This is a genomic window from uncultured Mailhella sp. (genome assembly GCF_944324615.1).
Lineage (GTDB): Bacteria > Desulfobacterota > Desulfovibrionia > Desulfovibrionales > Desulfovibrionaceae > Mailhella.
On the sequence record NZ_CALUWY010000060.1, the window covers coordinates 1 to 16586 of the forward strand.

At 60.6% G+C, this 16586-nt stretch carries 10 protein-coding genes; 6 read left to right on the forward strand and 4 right to left on the reverse strand.

The window, feature by feature from the left end:
- The first annotated feature begins 1019 nt into the window (after positions 1–1019).
- The 3 genes from Q0K07_RS10670 to Q0K07_RS10680 all read left to right on the forward strand — a co-directional run bounded on the left by Q0K07_RS10670 (position 1020) and on the right by Q0K07_RS10680 (position 4488).
- Positions 1020–3245: a molybdopterin-dependent oxidoreductase gene (locus Q0K07_RS10670; RefSeq protein WP_294559087.1), complete on the forward strand. Its 2226-nt coding sequence runs from the start codon at positions 1020–1022 to the stop codon at positions 3243–3245.
- A gap of 16 nt (positions 3246–3261) precedes the next feature.
- A complete protein-coding gene (locus Q0K07_RS10675) occupies positions 3262–3768 on the forward strand; it encodes a 4Fe-4S dicluster domain-containing protein (RefSeq protein ID WP_294559089.1) in 507 nt (168 codons plus the stop codon).
- 117 nt (positions 3769–3885) lie between these two features.
- Positions 3886–4488 carry a lactate utilization protein gene (locus Q0K07_RS10680; protein ID WP_294559091.1) on the forward strand — a complete coding sequence of 201 codons (603 nt, stop codon included), beginning with the start codon at positions 3886–3888 and terminating at the stop codon, positions 4486–4488.
- Positions 4489–4608: 120 nt separating this feature from the next.
- Here the strand turns inward: Q0K07_RS10680 and Q0K07_RS10685 are convergent, their stop codons facing one another.
- Positions 4609–5787 (reverse strand): HD domain-containing protein, encoded by a 1179-nt coding sequence (locus Q0K07_RS10685; RefSeq protein WP_294559094.1) that lies wholly within the window; start codon positions 5785–5787, stop codon positions 4609–4611.
- Between the two features lie 216 nt (positions 5788–6003).
- Between Q0K07_RS10685 and Q0K07_RS10690 the strand changes: the two genes are divergently transcribed.
- From Q0K07_RS10690 to Q0K07_RS10700, 3 genes are all read left to right on the forward strand, one after another.
- On the forward strand, positions 6004–7050 hold the full coding sequence (locus Q0K07_RS10690; protein ID WP_294559096.1) for a hypothetical protein: 1047 nt from the start codon (positions 6004–6006) through the stop codon (positions 7048–7050).
- Positions 7051–7052: 2 nt separating this feature from the next.
- Complete coding sequence (locus tag Q0K07_RS10695; protein ID WP_294559098.1) at positions 7053–10766, forward strand: pyruvate carboxylase; 3714 nt, start codon at positions 7053–7055, stop codon at positions 10764–10766.
- Between the two features lie 622 nt (positions 10767–11388).
- Positions 11389–12609 carry a PD-(D/E)XK nuclease family protein gene (locus Q0K07_RS10700; protein ID WP_294559114.1) on the forward strand — a complete coding sequence of 407 codons (1221 nt, stop codon included), beginning with the start codon at positions 11389–11391 and terminating at the stop codon, positions 12607–12609.
- Between the two features lie 691 nt (positions 12610–13300).
- Here the strand turns inward: Q0K07_RS10700 and Q0K07_RS10705 are convergent.
- The 3 genes from Q0K07_RS10705 to Q0K07_RS10715 form a co-directional block, all read right to left on the reverse strand.
- Positions 13301–14578, reverse strand: a complete 1278-nt coding sequence (locus Q0K07_RS10705) for a DUF4143 domain-containing protein (protein WP_294559116.1) — start codon at positions 14576–14578, stop codon at positions 13301–13303.
- 417 nt (positions 14579–14995) lie between these two features.
- The gene (locus tag Q0K07_RS10710) at positions 14996–15682 is read right to left on the reverse strand and encodes a hypothetical protein (RefSeq protein ID WP_294559118.1); all 687 of its coding nucleotides are present in this window, start codon (positions 15680–15682) and stop codon (positions 14996–14998) included.
- A 2-nt stretch (positions 15683–15684) separates the two neighbouring features.
- The gene (locus Q0K07_RS10715; RefSeq protein WP_294559120.1) at positions 15685–16164 is read right to left on the reverse strand and encodes a hypothetical protein; all 480 of its coding nucleotides are present in this window, start codon (positions 16162–16164) and stop codon (positions 15685–15687) included.
- Positions 16165–16586: the final 422 nt, after the last annotated feature.

A 16586-nucleotide genomic window follows, 5' to 3' on the forward strand; every position in this document is an offset into this window, starting at 1 on the left:
GCGGCTATGCCTTCCCGGCGGCCCGGCCGCCTGAAGGCTGGCCGGGGGCCCCAGAGCATTGGTACACGGTTATCCTTCGCCAACAGAAGCAGAATAAGGCGTTGATACACGGTTATCCTTACGCAAACGAAAGGAAAAACAATGCGTTGAGCCACGCTTCTTCCAAAGGCGGGAGCCGAATAACGCAGAGGCCGACGTACCACGCCCCCTTATCCTGCCATCCCTTCCTTTGACACGACGGCCCGGCAAAGCCGGGACGGCTGACCTTCCTTTGCCCGAGTACCTCAAGGGCCCGTCTGCGCTGGACACGCTGTACGGGCTGCGGGGCTTGCACGCCGCTCAGGCATTTAACGCCGCAAGTGAATTGCGGCTATGCCTTCCCGGCGGCCCGGCCGCCTGAAGGCTGGCCGGGGGCCCCAGAGCATTGGTACACGGTTATCCTTACGCAAACGAAAGGAAAAACAATGCGTTGAGCCACACTTCTTCCAAAGGCGGGAGTCGAATAACGCAGAGGCCGACGTACCACGCCCCCTTATCTTGCCATCCCTTCCTTTGACACGACGGCCCGGCAAAGCCGGGACGGAGTCGGCCTGCGTGAGCGGGCACGAAGTGCACGCTCACACTGAGGTTACCGCCCGCACGCGGTATGCCAGGCCTTTCCGCGCCCTGCCCTGCTGACAGCAGGAAGGGCATGCCTTCCACGGCAAAGCGCCTCCAAAGCAACCGCGAGTCGGAGGAGGGCCTTTGCCTTCCCCCCACCTTTTGCCCTGCCAGCTGAGGGGGCCCGGGGGGAATCATTCCCCCCGGCGGGGGGCTGGGGCGGAGCCCCGGTGCCTTTCCGGGGTGCGGGGCGGGCCCCGCGTGCCTTTCCTGCCTTTCCTGCCTTTTCTCTCTTCTGCCTTTCCTCTCTTCCCCGCTTCCCTGCGTTCTGCGTTTCGGCGCGGGGGAGAGTTGTTTTTGCACTATGCGGGGGGAGGTGGTATAGGGAGAGGAAGCAGACCATCAGCAAAGGAAGGGCCATGTCGACGTTGAAGCAGCCCGTATCGGGGCCACTGGATTATGAAGAAGCTGCGCGCCTTGCCGCGCGGATGGGGGAGAAGGTTACGGCCACATGGTGCGGGATGTGTGGTCCCCGGGGGAACTGTGCGGTGTATGCGTTTTCCCGTGACGGGGTACTGACGCGGGTAGCGGGGATGAAGGAAGCGCCGCACAACAAGGGCGGGCTGTGCTGCAAGGCGCATGCGGCCCCGCAGTGGGTGTATTCCGGGGACAGGCTTACCCGGCCGCTGCTGCGCACGGGCAGGCGCGGGGAAGGGAAGTTCCGGCCCATCGGGTGGGAGGAAGCGCTTCAGCGCATGGCGGACACGCTGAAGGAGCAGAAAGAGCGTTTCGGCGCGGCCTCGCTTGCCATACTTTCGCCTGCGCGGCGGGACTACAGCGAATACCTGTACCGTTTTCTCATGGCGCACGGCAGCCCCAACTATGCGCACAGCGGCATCTGTGCCATGCAGCTTTTCTTCGGCTTCTGTCACACCATCGGGGCGCGGCCGGTGCCGGACTACCGGCATGCGGATGTCATTCTCATCTGGGGCAGGCAGCCGGTGTATTCCGGGCCGCCTCTGGGCACGGCCGCCGCGCTGGTGGAGGCGCGGCAGCGGGGGGCGCGCATTTACGCCATCAAGCCTTCGCTGGAAGCGGACGGCGCCTTTGCCACGGACTGGATAGCGGTGCGGCCGGGCACGGATGCGGCGCTTGCGCTTGCCATGCTTCACGTCATCACGGGTGAAGGGCTCATCGACGGCGAATTTGTTTCGCGCTGGTGCTACGGCTACGAGGCGCTGGCGGAACATGTGAAGCAGTACGGCCCGGCGTGGGCGGAAGGAATATGCGGCGTACCGGCGGCGCAGATAGAAGAAATGGCGCGCACCTATGCCACCGCAAAGAAGGCCGCCATCGACGCAGGCAACGGGCTGGAACACGCGCCCTCCTCTTCGGGAGCCATCCGGGCCATAGCCGCGCTCATGGCCGTGACCGGGCACCTGGACAGACCGGGATGCAATCTCTTCCCCGCTCCCGCCTCCACCATGCCCGCGCCGCGCAGCGTGCACATGAAGGACCGCTACGACGAAACATGGGTGCGCAATATTGTGGGGCCGGAATTTCCCCGCTGTTTTCAGCCGTTCCGGGAAGGCACGTCCGCAGCCTATGCGCGCGTTTTTGAAGACGTGCTGAAGGAAACCCCCTCCATCCACGCCATCATTGCGCCGGGCACGCAGCCCACGGTGAGCACGCGCAACCCGCGGGGCACCATAAAGGCGCTGGAAAAGGTGGATTTCTATGCCGTGATAGATACGCACCGCACGGCGGACATGGCCTATGCCGACATCGTGCTTCCCGCCCTCACGCCCTATGAGACGGATCACCCCTTCGAGGTGCGCGGGCCCTTCATCATGGCGTGCCGAAGGGCGGCGGACCCTGTGGGGGAAGGCCGCTCCATGCAGCAGATCATGCTCGATCTCGGCGTGGCCATGGGCTACGGGGAAGAGTTCTGGCAGGGCGACATGGAAGCCTGCATGAACTGGCAGCTTGAGCCGCTGGGCCTGACCATGGACGAACTGCGCGCCCACCCCACAGGCCTGATCTACCCCTCCCTGCCGCGTGAATTTGAACGCTACGATGCGGTGTTCCATACCAGAAGTTCCCGCCTCGACAAAGGCCCCTACCTGCCTCAGGGCAAGGTGGCCCTGTACAGCACCCTGCTGGAAGAGGCGGGCTTCGACCCCATGCCCTGCTGGAAGGAACCTGCGGAAGGCGTCACCGCCACGCCGCAGCTGCTGAAGGAATATCCCTTCGTGCTTTCCGACTACCACACCTCCCGGAGCTTTTCCGCAGGCTGGCAGCGCAACGTGCCCGCCCTGCGCGAAGTGGAAAAGGAACCCGCCCTGCATATCCACCCCGAAAGCGCACGCGCCCTGGGCATTGCCGACGGCGACCTTGTGCAGGTCACCTCGCCCCACGGCAGCCTCAAGGTGCGCGCCTGCTTCTACCACGGCATACGCAAGGATACCGTCATGCTGCTCCACGGCTGGTGGCAGGGCTGCCCGGAACTCGGACTCCCCGACATGCCCCTTCTGGACGGAGGCGCCAACGTGAACCTTCTCTATTCCCCCGATCTGGACAGACTCTCCGATCCCCTTGTGACCGCCATGGGCAGCCAGACCCTTGTGAACGTCCGCCGCGCCTGAACGGCAAAGGAAAACCATGCCCTCCGAATACGCCATAGCCTTTGACCCGGAACGCTGCGTGGCCTGCCACGGCTGCGCCCTCGCCTGCACCATCTGGCGCAACCGCCCCCTCGGCCTGTCCTGCCGCCATGTGGAAACCCGCTGGAATCTGCAGAACGCCATGCCCCGCCCCGTGCACTTCTCCCTCGCCTGCATGCACTGCGCAGAACCCCGGTGCGTCGCCGCCTGCCCCAAAGGCGCGCTCGTCAAAGAAAAGGACGGCCGCGTCATCGTGCAGGAAGAGCGCTGCATCAGCTGCCGCGCCTGTCAGAAAGCCTGCCCCTTCGGCGTGCCCCGCTTCCCCGATTCCGGCCCCATGACCAAGTGCGACCTCTGCGGCGGCTTCATCGACGAAGGGCATGAGGCCCCGCCCTGCGTCGCTTCCTGCCCCACAGGGGCCCTTTCCTTCCTCGTCCTTTCGCCGGAAGAAAAACAGCGCAGAGAACAGGCCCTCCTCGACCTGCTCCGCTCCACGGAACGCTGATATTCCGAAAAAAACGGCATCTCCGGCATGGCCGATATGCCTAAAACGCGCACGCCCTTCTGCGGCAGAAGGCGGAAAAGCCGCCCCGGCCGTGACATCGGGCGGAAGGAGCCTGTCATGTTTGAGATTCTTGCGGAAAATCTGAAAAAACTCGGGTACCGCGTGTCGTGCTTCGCCACGGCGGCCGAAGCCGCGGCCTATCTGGATGCGCAGATCGACGGGCAGAGCGTCGGCTTCGGCGGCTCCGTGACGCTGGAACAGATGGGCCTTTATGAACGGCTCGGCAGACACAACACGGTCTTCTGGCATCAGGGCGTTGCCGACAAGGAACAAAGCCGGCAGCTGCGGATGAGGGCCGGTCAGGCCGACATCTACCTTTCCTCGGTCAACGGCCTGGCCGAAACCGGGGAAATCGTCAATATCGACGGCACCTGCAACCGTGTGGCCTCCATTTTCTACGGGCACCGCAAGGTGTACCTGGTGGTGGGGAAGAACAAGATCGCCGGAGATTACGAAGGCGCCCTGTACCGCGCAAGAAACAGGGCCGCCCCCCTGAATGCGAAAAGACTCGGGGCCGCAACGCCCTGTGCCGCCAGAGCGGACAAGTGCTATGACTGCAAAAGCCCCGCGCGCATCTGCCGCGGCCTTTCCGTGCTGTGGGAAGCGCCCCTGACGGGAGAATATGAGGTCATCCTCATCAACGAAGACCTCGGCTATTGAAAAAAGGCCCCCGGGCCGCGAAACAAAGGCGGAACATGCCGCCTTTTTCCGGTACGCCCTGCCCGCGCAGGATGCCGGAAACGCGCCGGCCGTCTTTGCCTGCGCCTTCAAAGCGCTCTTTCAGTGCGCGCCGCCTTCCTGCCCGGTTTCCGGCAGAGGGGGCGCGTTGTCGGCGCGCTCGGGGGTGACGCGGGGCAGGCGGGAAAGGGCCTCGCACTGAAGCTGACGGAGCCTTTTTCCCGAAGCTTCGCCCTTGTTGCGCCAGACTTCGGGAAGACGCACGGCGCGCACGGCCTCCAGGTCGCGGGCGGCCATGGGTTCCCAGTTCCAGCCGCCGTCGGCGCCGGCAAGAATCCAGAAATCGTGAAAAATGCGGGCCTCCTGAAGGCGGCAGAGCATGTCGCGGCGGGTACCGGAACGCAGGGAACCGTACATGCCGCCCTTCATGTGCAGAATGGTGCCGGCCACGCCTGCGCGGACGTAGCGGGAGGAAAGACGGAGGCGGGAGGCAAGGGCGCGGGCCAGTTCCGCCCCCTTGAGCTCGTGGCCGTAGTGATGGGGCAGCATGGCGGCGTCGGTGCGGATCTTGCCGAGATCGTGGCACAGGGCCATCCAGGCGGCAAGGGGGCTTCCGGCACAGCGGTCCATGACTTCCAGCGTGTGGTCCAGCACGGAATTGTCGTGCCAGGGCAGCGGCCCGGCGGGAATGTCGGCGGCAGGGGCCAGTTCGCGGAACCAGGGGCAGAGACAGCCCGCCTCACGCAGAATGGAGAAAAAACGCGAGGGCGCAGGCGCGGAAAGGGCGCGCAGAAGCTCGCGGCCCACCCTTTCGCCGGGCAGGGCGGCAAGGGCCTGCTCCTGTTCCGCACCAAAGGCGCGCATGGACTGGAGCGTGGCGGAATCCACGGTAAAATCGGGCAGTTCCGCGGCAAAACGCGCCACACGGAACACGCGGAGCGGGTCGCGGGCAAGGCTGTCCGGCGCGGCAAGGCGCAGCACGCCGTGCTCCAGATCGTCAAGAAAGAAAGGATGCGCCACGAGCCTGCCCCGGGCATCGAGACCGGCGGCGTTGATGGTCAGGTCGCGGGTGAGCATGTCGTGTTCCGGGCTCTGTTCCAGCGCGGTGAACTCGTCCGCCCCCACCAGCCAGATGGAAAGATTCCCGCCCGTCTTGCGTGCCGCGGGGAAGCGCTGTAGAAAAGATTCCGCATCCCCGGAAAAGGAAATATCCACGTCGTGCACCTTCCGCCCCAGAAGAAGGTCGCGCACCGCGCCGCCCACCACATACCATTGCGTCATGTTCTTCATCCATGGCCGCTCCGGCCTGCGCGAAGGCGGAGCCATCCCTCGAAACGGGGCAAATCGTGAAAGGAGCCGCGCGCTCCCTGCCCGTGAGGGGCAAATCATACCAACATGCTTTCCGGACGGAACACGCCCGTGCGGCAGAAAAACGGCCCGGAACGCGCCGTCTTCAAAGAACCCTGCCGGAAAGGGACAAACCACAAAGGATTGCCCATGAACGAAGCTTCCGTCATCCGCCTGCTCTTCAGGGGCCTGCCCCCCGCCGGAAACAGCGGCGGGCCTTCGGCCCTGCCCTTTTCGCCGGAAGAGGCCGCAGCCTCGCCCCTCTGCCCGCCGCCTGCCGACACGCCGTGGAAGGAAGGCGGAACAGGCGGCATTTTCTGGCTGGAGCGGGCCGAACCCGGTCTGCCCGGCCCACTATACATCACGGGAGCGGCCACCTCAACCCTTGATGCGGCGCGCGTGCTCCTTGAGGCCGGAGCCTTCCCGGAACACGCCTCGCTGCTTTCCCTTTCCCAGAGCGCGGGCCGCGGCCAGATGCGCAGAAACTGGAGCTCGCCTTCCGGCAATCTCTATTCCGCCCTGCGCCTGCCCGTGAGCGGCCCCTTTGCAGGCTTCGCCGCCGCCCCGGCCTGCGGCGCTCTGGTGGCCGAGGCCCTTGCGGCCGAACACTGCCCCGTCATGCTCAAATGGCCCAACGATATTCTCCAGCCCGCCCCCGGCTTCCGGCCGGGCGTCATGCCGGGCCGGGAAGACTGCCGCAAGGTGGGCGGCATGCTGCTTGAGGAGCGGCACGGCGCGCTCATTGCGGGCATAGGGCTGAACCTCACCTCCTGCCCGCCTGTTTCAAGTCTGCGTGATAACTATGCTTTCTCCGCAGGCGTGCTCCTTGACGAAAGCGGCGCGCCCCTTCTTGGGAGGGGGCAGGAAATCGGCAAGGAAAACAAGGATATCGTGACTATTTTCACGCTCTGGAGGCGACTTGCGGGGCACATGTTTTCCTGCTATGCAAGTAAGAACTCCCCCGAACCGTGGTGGCCTGAGCTGGCGCAGAAACACCTTGCCTTCAAAGGATGCAGGGTCACGCTTGCCGACGCATGCCCGGAAAGGGAAGCCATGGTCAGAACCCCCTGCGAGGGTCTGGTGGACGGCGTGACGGCATCCGGCGCGCTTCGCCTGAATACAGCTTACGGAACGGAGACTTTTCTGGGCGGCTCCCTGCTTCCCGGCAGAGAGAGTCTCTCTTCCTCTTCGGAGTAGACATGTCTGCAAAAACGATGGAACAGATCCAGGCCGAGCTGAAAGGCAAGGCCATACTGGTAGCCAACCGCGGCATTCCCGCGCGGCGAATCTGCCGCGCCATACGCGAGCGCTTCGGCGCCGTGGCCATCATGACGGCCACGGACGTGGACAAGACCTCCCCCGCGGCCTCGGCCGCGCAGGAGCTCATGCTCCTCGGTCCGAACCCCACCGCCTATCTCGACCTTGACCTCATCATCAGCAAGGCCAAGGCGCGCGGCGTGGTGGGCATTCATCCCGGCTGGGGCTTTGCCTCGGAAGACGACAGCTTCCCCCGCAAGTGCGCCGAATCGGGCATTACCTTCATCGGTTCCACCTGCGAATCCATGAACCTGCTGGGCAACAAGGTGCAGGCGAGGAATCTCGCCATGAAGCTCGGCGTGCCCGTGGTTCCCGGCTCCGACGGCGCGGTGGACATCGAAGGCGCGCGCAAGGTCATCAAGAAGATCGGCCTGCCCGTGATGCTCAAGGCCGAAGGCGGCGGCGGCGGCCGCGGCATCTTCGTGATCCGCACCATGCAGGAACTGGAAGACGCCTTCGTCAAGGCCTCCACCATGGCCGAAGCCTCCTTCGGCAATCCGCGCCTTTTCGTGGAACGCCACCTCGAACATGTGCGCCATATTGAAATTCAGGTCATTGCCGACCAGTACGGCAACGTGTTCGCCTTTGACGAACGCGACTGCACCGTGCAGCGCAACCATCAGAAGCTTGTGGAAATCACGCCTTCCCCCTGGCCGGGCATGACGCAGAAGCTGCGCGACCAGCTCAAGGAATACGCCCGCGCTCTGGTGAAGGCCGTGAACTACTATTCCCTGGCCACGGTGGAATTCCTCGTCACGCAGGACGGCACGCCCTACATGATCGAAGTGAACACCCGCCTGCAGGTGGAGCACGGCATCACCGAAAGCCGCTACGGCATCGACCTTGTGGGCGCGCAGATCGCCATTGCCTTCGGCGCAAAGCTCCCCTTTGATGAAGAGAACACCAGGCCGCAGAACTGGGCCATGCAGGTACGCATCAACTGCGAAGACCCGCAGAACAACTTCACGCCCAACTGCGGCCGCGTGGTGCGCTATGAATCGCCCGGCGGCCCCGGCATCCGCCTCGACTCCAACCTCTGCTCGGGCTACGACTTCCCCTCCAACTACGATTCCGCGGGCGCGCTGCTCATCGCCTTCGGCAGAAGCTGGGAACGCATCCTGAGCGTGATGGACAGAGCGCTGGAAGAATACACCATCTCCGGCATCAAGACCACCATTCCCTTCTACCGCCACATCCTGCAGAACGAACAGTTCCGTTCCGCCATGTTCGACACGAACTTCGTGGCCAGCACGCCCGAGCTGTTCGACTATCAGGACATCGCTCCCGAAGGGGAACGCCTGAGCCATCTTGTGGCCGAAATCTCCGCGCGGGGTTACAACCCCTTCGTGCAGCTCGGCCAGTACCGTTCCGTGGATACGCCGCGCCTGCCCGTCTTCGAGCCGGTGCTGCCGCATATCTCCGGCGCGGACCGCTACGCCCCGAGCCCCTACCCCCACGAACGCGATCAGCTGCTGGAATTTCTGCGTGATTCCAAGGCGGTGCACTTCACCGACACCACCACCCGCGACATGACGCAGTCCAACACCGGCAACCGCTTCCGCCTTGCCGAAGACGCGCTCATCGGGCCGTATCTCGATTCGTGCAACTTCTTCTCTCTGGAAAACGGCGGCGGCGCCCACTTCCATGTGGCCATGATGGCCAACATGACCTACCCCTTCACCGAGGCGCAGGCCTGGAATCAGTTCGCCCCCAAAACGCTCAAGCAGCTTCTCGTGCGTTCCACCAACGTGCTCGGCTACACCCCGCAGCCGCGCAACCTCATGAACATCACGGGCGAAATGATCTGCGACAATTACCAGATCATACGCTGCTTCGACTTTCTGAACGACATGCGCAACATGCGCCCCATCGCCGAAGTGGTGCTCTCCCGCAACGACGTGGTGTTTGAACCCGCCCTGTCCATTTCCGTGGCCAGGGGCTTCGACGTGGATCACTACCTCGACGTGACGGCCGCCACCCTCGACATGGTGGGCAACATCGCAGGCTGCAACCAGAAGGACGCCTCGCGCATGATCATCCTCGGCCTGAAGGACATGGCCGGCATCTGCTCGCCCTCCTTCATCGCCAGCCTCGCCACGGCCATCAGAAAGCGCTGGCCCGATCTTGTGCTGCACTATCACCGCCACACCACCGACGGCCTGTTCATCCCGGCCGTGGGCGCGGCGGCCAAGGCCGGCGTGCAGATCGTGGATACGGGCCTCGGCGCGAGCGTGCGCACCTACGGCCAGGGCGACGTGCTCGCCACCGTGGCCTACATGGAAGGCGAACTCGGCCTGAAGACCATGGTGAACAAGGATATGATCAGCCAGGCCAACTTCGTGCTCAAGCAGATCATGCCCTTCTACGACCGCTACTGCTCGCCCTACTTCCAGGGCACGGACTACGACGCGGTGCGCCACTGCATGCCCGGCGGCGCCACCTCCTCTTCGCAGGAAGGCGCCATGAAGCAGGGCTACATCCAGCTTCTGCCCCACATGCTGCGCTTCCTTGCGGCCATACGCCAGATCGTGCGCTACCACGACGTGACCCCCGGTTCCCAGATCACCTGGAACACCGCCTTCCTCGCCGTGACCAACGCCTTCAAGCGCAGCGGCGAAAAGGGCGTGCAGGAACTCATCCGTGTGGCGGAACTTGCCGCGGTCACGCCTGAGGATCAGGTGGACGACATCCTGCGCGAACAGCGCCTCGACATCTACCGCGACTGCAACGACGCCTTCAGAAACCTGCTGCTCGGCAAGTTCGGCCGTCTGCCCCTGGGCTTCCCCGAAGACTGGGTGTATGAGAGCGCCTTCGGCAGCGCGAGCTACCGCTCCGCCCTGGCCTCCCGCACCGAGGATTCGCCCCTCGATCACCTCAAGGACGTGAACGTGGAAGCCGAGGCCAAGGCCTGCGCCAACATCATCAAGCGCACGCCCAACGACGAAGAACTGGTCATGTACCTGAACCACCCCGGCGACGCGGTGAAGACCATGCAGTTCGTGAAGAAGTACGGCGATCCCAACCGCCTGCCGCTGCATGTGTGGTTCGAAGGCCTCAAGCAGGGTCAGGAACTGCAGTTCACCGATTCCAGCGGCAAGCCGCACAAGATGACCATCTTCCGCGTCAGCCCGGTGACCGATCACGGCACCGTGACCGTGCGCTACAGCTTCGACTCCATCATCATCAGCCATGAAGTGAAGGTGGCCGAAGGCCGCATGACCGCCGCCGACACCACCATGGCCGACGAAGACAACATCTACCACGTTCCCGCGCCTTCCAACGGCGATCTGTGGGTGGTGTACGTCAAGCCGGGCGACATCGTGAAGGCCGGCGACGAGCTGTTCAACATCTCCATCATGAAGCAGGAAAAGGCCGTGCTCGCGCCCACCGACGGCATCGTCAAGCGCGTGCTCAAGACCGCCGATTACCAGAGCACCCGCAAGATGATCCCCGTGCGCGAAGGCGAACTCATCGTGGAACTCGGCCCCTGCCCCACCGTGTGCCCCAACCCCGAATGCGGCAAGCCCCTGCCTTCCGCAGCCATGAAGTTCTGCCCCTGGTGCGGCAGCTCCATCTCTCAGGAAGAACAGAACTAGCAGCATGACCCTCTGATCCCCTCCCCCGCCGGTTCACGCCGACGGGGGATTTTTTTTGCCCGGAGGGGGGGGACGAACATGAGGCGCGCGCGGGGGATGGGGGGGGGGGACACGAAAAACAGGAGCATGTAAAGAGGAGAAGGACGGGGACGAAACGAAGAACAGGCGCACAGAGATAAGGGCGGCGCGGAGGATGGATACGGAAAAAGGCGGAGGGAGACGGGAGGGAATGGAGGGGAGACGTTTTTTTTGCCCGCAGAACGGAGGGAGGATGCGGGATGGGAAAGGGACGAAGGCGCGCGGAACGGAGAACGGCCGTCCGCAACGTCATGTTGAAAGTATGAGGGGCGAAAGAAGAGCGAGGGCGCGAAGATGAAGGGGAAGGCACGGAAAACAGGAGCATGTAAAGAGGAGAATGACGGGGGGAGAAAAAATACCGGAGGAGAAAAGAAGCGTGGGAGAAAACTGAGCGGAACTTCCAAGAGGCAACGCACTTTCCCTGCATCATGGTTCAGAAAGGCTTAACACATACCTGTTTTTGCTGGAACAACAAACAGCCATGGGATACAGTGCAGGCCATCACCATTCTTCCCCCCCCCATCCGCCGCAGAAAGGAACCGTCATGAGCCTTTGCATAAAACATTTTGAAGAAGACACGGATGTCGTCAACTATTCCAAAAAGAACAATATCTTTGATGTTACCTCTCTCAATGAACCCGGCACCTCTCAGCTGATCGCATGGCTTCTTGATCCCAAAGAAAGTCATACGCTGGGAAACGCCTTTCTGAAAACATTCATCCGGGAAGTGAACCACGCCCTGAAAAACAACGCCTTTCCTGGTTCCGCCCGTCTGACCGCCGAAGATCTCAAGTCCGCCACCATTCTTACGGAACAGAACATCAGGCAGGGGGAAAAAACAGGACGCCTCGACATTCTCATCGTCAATGACAAAACGTGCATCGTCATTGAAAACAAATTCGGCTCCAAAGAACACAACAACCAGCTTTCTTTCTATAAAAAATATTTTTCCAATGCGCGGAAAAACAAGCTTGAAAAAACCTTTTTTGTCTATCTTGATATCAACATGAATATGTATGAAATGGAAAAAACCGCAAAAATGGGCTGGATACCTCTTGACTATTCATGGATATCAGAATTCCTATCTGAACATAAAAAATATATCAAAGAGCATAAAATAAAGTATATTCTTGAATCCTTTTACTCTTCCGTCACCGACGAAAGCAATCTCGACAACTGCATTGACCGTTTATGCCATCGCCATGCCGAACTCATCGAACGCATCAGGGACATATCAGGCAACAGCATCACCGACTTCATATCAAAGAAAAAAGACTTTGATATTTCTCTCTACAATATCTATATAAAATACAAATTTCTTTTTGACAAGTTGATAAAGAGATATAAATATATCAATGAAATAAAAATTGTAGACAAAATAAACAACCTTCACCCGCAGGAAAAAAACGGATTAACCTGTTATATACAAAAAAATTCGTGTATTTTCACAAGCAAAAGGATATCCGATCATTCGGATGAAAACGACACATACTGGCCTGTGTATATAAAAATCTCGCTCTGTGAAAACAATACCTATTCCGTATATCTTTATGTCTATACGGCGGACATACGAAAACATAAAAGAAAGTCGGACATGCTTCTTGATGTCATCAAAAACATAACCAATAATCCGTCGTTTTCGTTCAACGCATGGAATACCTATCGCATCATGTCTTCTTCGGAGATTTCCTCACGGAGGCTGACGCCCGTTTTTGAAAAACAATGGAATGCCCTCCTGACCATGCAAAAACTCTTCCTCGGGTAATTCCTTTTTCCTGCGGATGCAACGTGCGCCTTGCGCCGGAGTTCCGCGCACGGCGGCGCAGGCGGAGACAAGCAGACAGAAAAGGGGGAAGAAACGGAACGGCCGGAGGAGACGGCCGAAAGGAAGAGCCCGGGAAAAACCGTCCCCGCCCGTGCCGCACGCCTCCTCTTTCCACGACCAAAAGCGGCGACAACGCCGGCGCTTCCCTTGTCCCACCAGAACGCAAAAGCCCGCACCACAACCGGTACGGGCTTTTGCTTGTTCCGCCATGGTCTGCCGGGCGTTTTCGGCATTATTCCTTTGAAAGTCAGGTCGCTTCAAGCGGGCATGAAGAATGAAATCCTTCGCAAGTACGGTGTCGGAGTGTCATAATCCCTTTGTCGTAACGGTCACTAAAAAACAGCTCAACTATGTTCCAAATTTTGACATCCGGTTATGGTCATCCACCCTTTGAACATCAGGAGATTTTACCCCCAAAAGCGTGACACCTGCCAACCAGCCGCCCGGATGCCTCGTCTTCTTTTGTACTTCAGGCCTGTTTTTCCGCAGAGGAAGGAGCATCTTCCAATGTACTAAAAAGATAGTGTCATAATCCCCTTGCAAGTCAGGTCACTTCTCCAGTTCAGCCTGCATTCCCCACAGGTTCACGGGTGAAGCTTTTTCCTCGAAGGGAGGTTTCCGGGGAAAGGATTTACGGTTTCAACGCGGTGAGCGGCACGACATACACCCCGTCTTCTCTCCGGTATGCGGCAGAGGCCAGCCCGCACAATACACACAGCATACGGGGCGTTTTTTCCGAGCCGTCCTCCCGTATCTGCCGTTCCAGAGCCTTCAGATGCGCCGCCGCCTCGTCTACCTGATTCGCACCGAGCTTGATTTCAAAGGCGCACCAGGAGCCGTCCGGCATTCCGATGATGGCGTCGATTTCCTTATTGTCGTACCCCTGATAGTGATAAAGCTTTGCATCGAACGATTCCGCATAAATGCGCAAATCCCTCTCGCACAGGGCTTCAAAAAGAAAGCCCAGCGTGTTGAGGTCGTGAAGCAGCATATCCGGCGTGGCTTCAAGGAGCGCACACGCAAGAGAAGGATCGGTGAAATGCCGCTTTTCTCCCTGCTTCACCCTCACGGACGAACGAAGCCTTGAAGAAAAAGGCGGCTGGTTCTCCGTAAGGAACAGGCGCTGAAAAATATCCAGATATGTTGTTACGGCATCCGGGCTGATCTCTTCGTTATCTTTTACACTGATATCCTTTTTCAGCGTATTGTTCGATACGGTGGTGCTTTCGTTTCTGGCAAGGGAACGCAGAAGAAGCCTTATTTTTGCGGTATCCCTCTTCACACCGTCCATGGCGTACACGTCGTTTTCCACAATCGCCCGGATGTATTCGCGGGGAACAAGGGCGGCCTCCCTTTCCGAAAGTCCCAGCGAGCCCGGCCAGCCGCCGCGAACGATCAGGGAGACAAGCCTCCGCAGGCTCACTTCTCCCGTCGGTACCGGAGAAAGCCTTCCCTCACACAGAGCCTTGAGCGATACCTTGCCGGAAGAATCGCCGGATTCCCAGAGAGACATGGGCCGCATGCGAAGGCGGGCTATTCTCCCCGCACCGCTGTGCAGAATGCCCTTGCGCCGTGGCGTTGCCGACCCGGTCAGCAGAAAAAGGCCGCGCTCTGCATGCTTATCCACACGGAAACGCACGGCATCCCACAGCGCAGGCACTTCCTGCCATTCGTCCACCAGACGGGGAGTTTCCCCCTCCAGTACCAGAGAAGGATCAAGCGCCGCAAGCGTTCTGTTCTGAAAATTGCCCGCAGGATCGCCCAGAAAAACAGCGCTTCTGCTGTGATGCCGGGCCGTCCACGTCTTGCCACACCATTTGGGCCCTTCAAGGCACACCGCCCCGAAGGAGCAAAGGTACTCTTTCACCCTCTCATCAATGATTCTGGGGAGATACATGCTGTTTTCCATAGGCCCTCCATAAGAATCCTAGTTCAACCCGGCATATTCGTCAATATCAACCCGTCATATTTCATGCTTTCAACCCTTCATATTTGTTTATCTCAACCCTTCATATTTCCAATGTTCAAGCCGACGTTTTCTGAACCGAGATTCCGCCTGCCGCTCCGCCGGAAGGGACGCAGAAAACGGCCGCCGCAGAAGGTTCCGCCCCCCCTTTCTGCAACAACACCGGCCCTGCCCATGACAACGCCCCTGCCCCACGCTTCCCCGCAGCCCTGCCCATGGCCCGTACCGCATGGGCCTTTTCCCCGCAGGGTACCCCCTTTCCCCGGCACTGCACGCCGTGTTCCGCCCTCGCTCCCTGCGTACAAAAAAAGCCCGCACCACCACGGTACGGGCTTTTCTGAACATGGGAAATGCTGAACCCTAGAAGGCCGTGAGCGCGTACAGCACCAGATCCATGATGGAGGTGTAGCGGGTAAAGCCCTGGGGAATCTGGAACATGGAAAGGGAGGACTGCTCCGCGGCAATGTTCACCAGCGCGGCGCTTGCCGCGTGGGTGGTGCGGGTTTCCTCGGAAAAGGCGCGCATGGGGAAGGGAGAAAACACCTCGTTTTCCCACACTTCCAGGGTAAAGCGGTTCACGCTGCCCATGAAGCCCGCCTCGAACACCACGCGGCTCTTGTGCACGGGGTAGCCTTCCCAGTTGTCCTTGCCGAGGGGGGTGTATTCCTTTTCCTGCAGGCTTATCATGCCCATGCTCTGGGGCATGACGGCCGCCGCCGCGCTCTGCACCAGATGCCGCCAGTTGCGCGGATCGCCGGAAACAGGAATTTCCACATAGGCCTGAAGACGGTAGGAAAGCACGCGCAGCAGATGTTCCTGCGTATCCACAATAAGCGCAAACGCCCCGGCGGAGCCGAGATCAAGATCCATGCGGGCATAACGGCCGGAAGACATGGCCGATCCGCAGTGCCGCGAAGACTTGCCCTCCTGCCGGTATGCTATGTCGGCGCGAAAATCGGCATAGGGTACGGCAAGCGCCTCCCCGCAGAAGACCAACATGCCGAAAAGCAACAATGCCGTCCGCACAACACGCTGAAACATGCTCATGATCATTCTCCGGACACGGGGGCGGACAGCGCGCCGGAAGCGCCTGTCATGAACACGGTCTGCATGGGACTCGTCACATCAGGCAGACCGGAATACAGGTTGTGGCCGATGAGACGCCAGCGATAGGCTTCCCCGGAAAATACCGGACGATACACAAAACTGAAGGAGGAACCGGAATCGCTTTCCCATGCGTCGCGGGAATCAATGCGGTACTGATCCTGCGCAAGGAAGGGACAGCCTTCACAAAGCTCCCCGTCCACAGCCTGCATTTCCAGTACCATATATTCCAGATTCTGGGACGCGCCCGTCACCGTGCCCTGAAAGGTGATGCTCCCGTCCGCCGCCGCCTCGGCCTTCAGTGCCCCGAAGGCAAACTCGTCCACGGAATAATCAGGAACAGGCGCTCCCTTGCGGCCGCACCCGGTAAAAACCATCAGCACACAAAACGAAAAGGCCAGAAAAACGCCGAATATTCTCTTCATCCAATATCCTCTGTGTTGCTTCTCCGGCTCAGGAGCCGGGCCGGAACCGACAGGCACAGAGCAGAAACCATGTGCCCACAACTGCCCTTTTCGGCTCTCCCGCCTTTTCTGTCAAGATGCCCGCCCCGCACCCCGCCGGGGGAGAGAGAAGAGTTTTCCGGGGGGAATGATTCCCCCCGGGCCCCCTCAGCCGGCAGGGCGAAGGGGTGGGAGAACGCAAAGGCCCTCCTTCGACTCGCTGCTGGTCGTCCTGCCGCGCAGGCGGAAGGTTCCGGCGTGCCGCGTGTGGGCTGCATCCTCAGTGTGAGCGTGTCCTTACGGACCCGCTCACGCAGGCCGACTCCGTCCCGGCATCCGCCGGGCCGTCGTTTCAAAGGAAAAGATACAACCATACCATCTGCGGCCTCCGGCCGTGCATTTTT